The sequence below is a fragment of the uncultured Oscillibacter sp. genome (genome assembly GCF_910579365.1).
Lineage (GTDB): Bacteria > Bacillota > Clostridia > Oscillospirales > Oscillospiraceae > Oscillibacter.
The window spans coordinates 1-5,154 of record NZ_CAJTUX010000116.1 but is presented as its reverse complement, the minus strand read 5'-3'; the positions used below and the strand labels follow the sequence as shown (position 1 = coordinate 5,154).

The following is a 5,154-nucleotide window of genomic DNA, read 5'->3' as shown; positions in this document are numbered from 1 at the left end:
TTGCTGCTTTCAGCACTTTACTCAAGCGGTTTTAGCCTATTGGTACAGCTTCTTATACTGGCGGTAGTAAGCCGCCGCAGACCAAATGATGGAGTGAGGTGATTTTATGCGATTTTGGAAAAAAACAGCAGCAGCAATGTTCACGATTCTGCTCGTGCTTTTATGCTGCCATATCCGTACAGTAAAACAGGATCAGCCAGCCCAAGAAGATGATCTTTCTGTTACAGCTGGGTTTGCGCATGAGGATGGGACAATGTTCTCCGATGGAATTATTCGGCTTTCAAACGGCGGACATATCCTGGAGTATCCGTTGAGCGACACCGCTCTGGCATTTCCCAATCTGCCCAGAAACGGCAGTTTCATGCTGGCACTCCTGGACCGGCAGGAGCAGACGCAGGGAACCATGCGCCTCTCCTTTTCAGAAGGAGCGGTCATTGACGCGACCACCGGCAAGGATGGCGTCGGCTATGTGATGGTGAGCGGGGACACAGACGAGCTTGCGCTGTATTTCATTCTCACAGATGATGGGGAGCTTCAATGCACGTTGTGGTTGTCTCACCCGGACCTTCCTCCAGGCGGTCTGCCGCTGAAATAAGCTGGATTTTGGCCGGAAAGGCATAACCATCCAAAACAAAAGAAAGGAATGATTTTGCTATGAAAGAAAGAAGCTGCTCCATGATATCGGTTTTCTGTGCGGTATTGCTGTGTATGAGCCTGCTGTGCAGCAGCGCGTCCGCCGCTTCTTTGGTGGTTCTTGATTTGGCGGAGATTGTGGAACAAACCGCCCCCAGCGTTGTGGAAGTATTTACGGAAACCAAGAAGGTCAGCAACTGGTTCCAGGAATATGTAATGGAGGGGGCCGGAAGCGGCGTCATCTTATCGGAGGATGGCTACATTGTGACAAATCACCATGTGATTGATGGAGCAGGCACAATTAAAGTGCGAACAAACAATGGGCAGACATATGAAGCAGCCTTAAAGGGGACAGATTCCAAAACAGATTTAGCGGTACTTAAAATTGAGGCGACTGATCTGCTTCCTGCAAAGCTGGCTGATTTTTCCGCCGTGCGGGTTGGCGATTTTGTAATCGCAATCGGCAATCCGCTTGGTGAATTGGGCGGCACGGTAACGGAGGGCATCATCAGCGCAAAAGACCGGGAGATCACGATTGATGGGCAAACTATGACGCTGCTTCAGACATCGGCGGCGGTCAATCCGGGGAACTCCGGCGGCGGTCTATTTGACCTTGACGGAAAGCTGGTTGGAGTAGTAAATTCAAAATCATCCGGCAGCGACATTGAAGGGCTGGCATTTGCGATACCTGCCAACACTGTGCAGGAAATCACACAGGAACTGATCTGCAACGGCTATGTGACTGGCCGTCCGCAGTTGGGGATCAGCGTGACCCAACTGACAAGGCCCGGGCTAAATTGGCAGCCGTATTTTGATAAGCCCGGACTATATGTAGCCGGTTCTTCAGAAAGCAATGGCCTGAAAGCCGGCGACCGGATTGCGGAGATTGATGGTACGCCTATCAATAACGCCGCAGACATATCCGCAGTATTGGACAAGCATCATGTTGGAGATACGGTCAAAGTCACTGCTTTCCGAGGCGGCAAGGAGATTGTGGTCAGTGTTAAGCTGACGGAGCAGAAACCAGAGTAAACGTTTCGGAGGATTTATCATGCGAATTTTGGTAGCGGATGATGAGCCGGAGATGGTCATGGTGCTGGAAGCGCTTTTGAAACGTGAGCATTATTCCGTAGACGCGGTTTACAATGGGCAGGACGCGCTGGATTACGGGCTGGAGGGAAATTACGCCTGTATTGTTCTGGACATCATGATGCCAAAGCTGGATGGAATTCAGGTCCTGCAAGCCCTTCGGGCCAAACAAATCGCCGCTCCGGTGCTGCTCCTGACCGCAAAAAGTCAGGTAGAGGACCGGGTGGCCGGTTTGGAAAACGGAGCGGACGATTACTTGCCAAAACCCTTTGACAGCCGGGAGTTCGTGGCGCGGGTCCGCGCCTTGACCCGCCGGGGCGGGACATACACGCCCAGCGTCATTTCCGCTGGAAATGTTACATTAGACCGTTCCTCCTTTGAACTGAGATGCGGAGACGCCTGCATCCGGCTGGGCAATAAGGAGTTTCAAATGCTGGAGCTTCTGATGCGGCAGAAGGGGCGGCCCATTTCAACGGAGCAGTTTATGGAATCCATCTGGGGCTATGACAGCGAGGCTGAGATCAATGTAGTCTGGGCTTACATCTCCTATCTAAGACGGAAGCTGGAATCGGCGGGCGCGAATATCCGTATCTCCACCCGCAGGGGACAAGGTTATGTGCTGGAGGAATTTTCATGATTCGATCTCTGCGATGGAAATTTATCTGGATCGCCATGCTGTCGCTGTTGGGAACCATGACGGTTCTCTGCGTCTCCATCGGTGTGGGAAACCATTGGATTACAACCCGGCGGGTAGACCGGGCTATTTCGCTGCTGCATCAGAACGGCGGAACCTTTCTTCCTCCCGGCGCGGCCTTCGACCCCTCTGACTTCGAGTTTCAGGTGACACCGGAAACCGCCTTTGAAACCCGGTATTTCATCGTGGAGCTTACGGAACAGCGGGAAGTAAAAGCCGTAAATCTTGAGCATATCGCGGCGTTTGACCGTCACTCTGTTACGGAGACCATCAGCAAGGTCATACAAGCGGGCGGCAGCCGGGGATATGTAGATTACTACCGCTTCGGTCTGTTTCCAAGCGAGGGCGGCGGCAGCACCATGATTGTTATGGACTGTTTTCTGATGCTCCAGGCGGCGGACAACATGCTGCGCATCACTGTGATTATATTTTTGTGTGCGCGCTGATTGTGTTCCTCCTGCTGCTGTTCTTCTCCGGCCGCGCCATTCGTCCCTTTGCGGAAAACCTGGAACGGCAGAGACAGTTTGTAACCGATGCCTCCCACGAGCTGAAAACGCCCCTTTCCATTTTGTCGGCGGATCTGGATTTGCTGTCGGATTCCTGCGGGGAAAGCCGGTGGCTGGAGAGCGCCCGGACGCAGATCGCCCGGCTGGACAAGCTGATCCGCAATTTGGTGGAGCTGGCCCGCACGGAGGAGACCATTCGGGAGGGGGCCTCGGAGGTGTTCTCCCTCAGCGGCATCGCCCTGGCCAGCGCGGAGGCGTTTGCGCCCCTGGCAGAGGCGGAGGGGAATACGCTGGCGGCGGAGGTCGCCGCCGGCGTGGAGCTGCGAGGCGTCCAGGACGACCTGTTCCGGCTCTTTTCCATCCTTCTGGACAACGCGGTCAAATACTGCGACGCGGGCGGAACGATCCGCCTGTCCGTATCACAGCGGGGCCGGACGGTCCGCCTTTCCGTCTCCAATCCATGCGCGGGCCTGAATCCCGCCCGGCTGCCCCGCTATTTTGACCGCTTCTACAGGGCGGACTCCTCCCGATCCAGGACTACCGGCGGATATGGAATCGGCCTGTCTACGGCCAGAGCCATCGTTGCCCGCCACCGGGGACGGCTGACCAATCATTATGCAAACGGGATCATCACCTTCACCGCGCTCCTTCCCCAGGTCAATGAAAAACGCGGGAATACCTCGGGTTCCAGGGGCTTTTTGTAAATTGCATTACTGATGTGTCTCAGGGAAAAAGCTCCTAATACTGTGAGCCGGGCATTGACCTGCCCGGCGTTATTATTTCCGAGCTTAAAGCTCGGAAATAATGAATTTGATTCAAGCCGTTTTGCTCGCCGCTGTAAACAGCGGCAACCGCAAAACATGGCACATATTACTTCCGACCGTTCAGTTCGGAAGTAATAAACATATACCGAAGCAAAGCCCTGGCGTCACTGAAACAGCGATGCCAGGGCCTTGTATCAATCTATTCCTTAATGACCTAAATGCTTTTTGAGGCACGATAAAGCAAACGCCTGGAAAATCATATATCATATATCTGCATGAAGATTTAGACGATGCAGAGGACGATGCCGTTGAAACCCTGATTGATTCTCCCTGCGCTAAATTGCCGGAGCAGATTTGTATTGAACAGGAGACAGCGACTGAACTTCATGAGGCCATGGATGCTCTGCCAGATCGGGAAAATGTTTACGTTCAGTACCGCTTTGGCTTTGCGGACGGCAAAGACCATCCGCTCACCGAAACAGCGCAGTATTTCCACCTGACAGAGAGCCGCGCAAAAAGCGCAGAACGTTCCGCGCTGAAGCTGTTGCGGCATGAGTTGCTTTTTGAAATACCGGAGCGGGCCTATGCCAGAGCGGAGGACAAGTTGACAAGACTGTTGGTTACGGAAAACGAACTCCATGCGGTGGAACTCCGCCTAAAGTCGCAGAAGAAACGTGGCAAAAAAATAACCGCCGCAGTCTACGAATATCTCGCGGACTGTGACGGTGCTTGGGGCGAACTTCACTATGATTTCAAGGGCGGCACGGCGGAGATCATTCTGCTAGCCGAGTGGGATACGATGGTCAGCCACAGGTTCGCAATGCGGGCTGTCGAGTATCTTCAAAAGGTTCCTATAATAAAACTTCCGGAAAAATTTATGCTGACATTCATAGGACCTGAGCGGTTTTGTTCGAGCGACAAATTGCCGCTCGAATAGATGATAATTTATGATTGGAGCCAGCCACAATGAAAATTAAACTAGAACAGGTAATTGAGGCAATCGAAACCGCCGACGATGCGTTTACCTATTTTTATGATACACAGACTGGTGAAACGTTGCCGCCCGGCGCGGTCTGTCAGGAGCTGGCTCACGCGATTCGTGGTAAAGGCGCGTTCCGCCGGTTGAAGAATGGAATTTATTACCATCATATTGAGCGGCAGTGGTATGATTATCAGGCGGCGGCGTATCGGGAGATCGCCATTCGCTGGTGCCGGGATGAGGAAATTGAATACATAGAAACAGAATAAAAAACGGGGAGTGGCTATGCTCCATGAGCACAGCCACTCCCATTATAATTTTCATGCGTAGACCAGTTCGTGGAGTATGATTTCCTCCGCTCGGTTGCGGATATTATTCATCCGTCCAACCCATTCCATTTGGTTGGATGCTTTCAGGGCTTCGGTCACGCCCGTCAGACTGAGCTTTTGAAGTTTTTTTGTGACTTCCATACGATTACCTCATTTCCTT

General features: G+C 52.8%; 7 protein-coding genes and 1 pseudogene. 7 read left to right on the top strand and 1 reads right to left on the bottom strand.

Translation table 11 applies throughout. The features are described 5' to 3' along the window. Positions 1-106: 106 nt before the first annotated feature. The 7 genes from QZ329_RS14880 (at position 107) to QZ329_RS14850 (ending at position 4,934) form a co-directional block, all read left to right on the top strand. A complete protein-coding gene (locus QZ329_RS14880) occupies positions 107-595 on the top strand; it encodes a hypothetical protein (RefSeq protein WP_295753788.1) in 489 nt (162 codons plus the stop codon). A gap of 59 nt (positions 596-654) precedes the next feature. After that, entirely contained in the window at positions 655-1,665 is a 1,011-nt protein-coding gene (locus QZ329_RS14875; RefSeq protein ID WP_295753787.1) for a trypsin-like peptidase domain-containing protein, read from the top strand. A gap of 19 nt (positions 1,666-1,684) precedes the next feature. Further along, positions 1,685-2,359: a response regulator transcription factor gene (locus QZ329_RS14870; protein WP_295753786.1), complete on the top strand. Its 675-nt coding sequence runs from the start codon at positions 1,685-1,687 to the stop codon at positions 2,357-2,359. Next, positions 2,356-2,862: a hypothetical protein gene (locus tag QZ329_RS14865; RefSeq protein ID WP_295753785.1), complete on the top strand. Its 507-nt coding sequence runs from the start codon at positions 2,356-2,358 to the stop codon at positions 2,860-2,862. Before QZ329_RS14870 ends, QZ329_RS14865 begins: the two co-directional genes overlap by 4 nt. Next, positions 2,850-3,626, top strand: coding sequence for a HAMP domain-containing sensor histidine kinase (locus tag QZ329_RS14860; protein ID WP_295753784.1), 777 nt, complete (start codon positions 2,850-2,852; stop codon positions 3,624-3,626). The genes QZ329_RS14865 and QZ329_RS14860 overlap by 13 nt, the downstream gene beginning before the upstream one ends. 454 nt (positions 3,627-4,080) lie before the next feature. Further along, positions 4,081-4,623, top strand: a complete 543-nt coding sequence (locus QZ329_RS14855; protein WP_295753782.1) for a sigma factor-like helix-turn-helix DNA-binding protein — start codon at positions 4,081-4,083, stop codon at positions 4,621-4,623. Between the two features lie 29 nt (positions 4,624-4,652). Then, positions 4,653-4,934: a UPF0158 family protein gene (locus QZ329_RS14850; RefSeq protein WP_295753781.1), complete on the top strand. Its 282-nt coding sequence runs from the start codon at positions 4,653-4,655 to the stop codon at positions 4,932-4,934. 51 nt (positions 4,935-4,985) lie between these two features. Here the strand turns inward: QZ329_RS14850 and QZ329_RS14845 are convergent. Beyond that, a pseudogene (locus QZ329_RS14845) lies at positions 4,986-5,096 on the bottom strand (TnpV protein); the annotation flags it as partial. Positions 5,097-5,154: the final 58 nt, after the last annotated feature.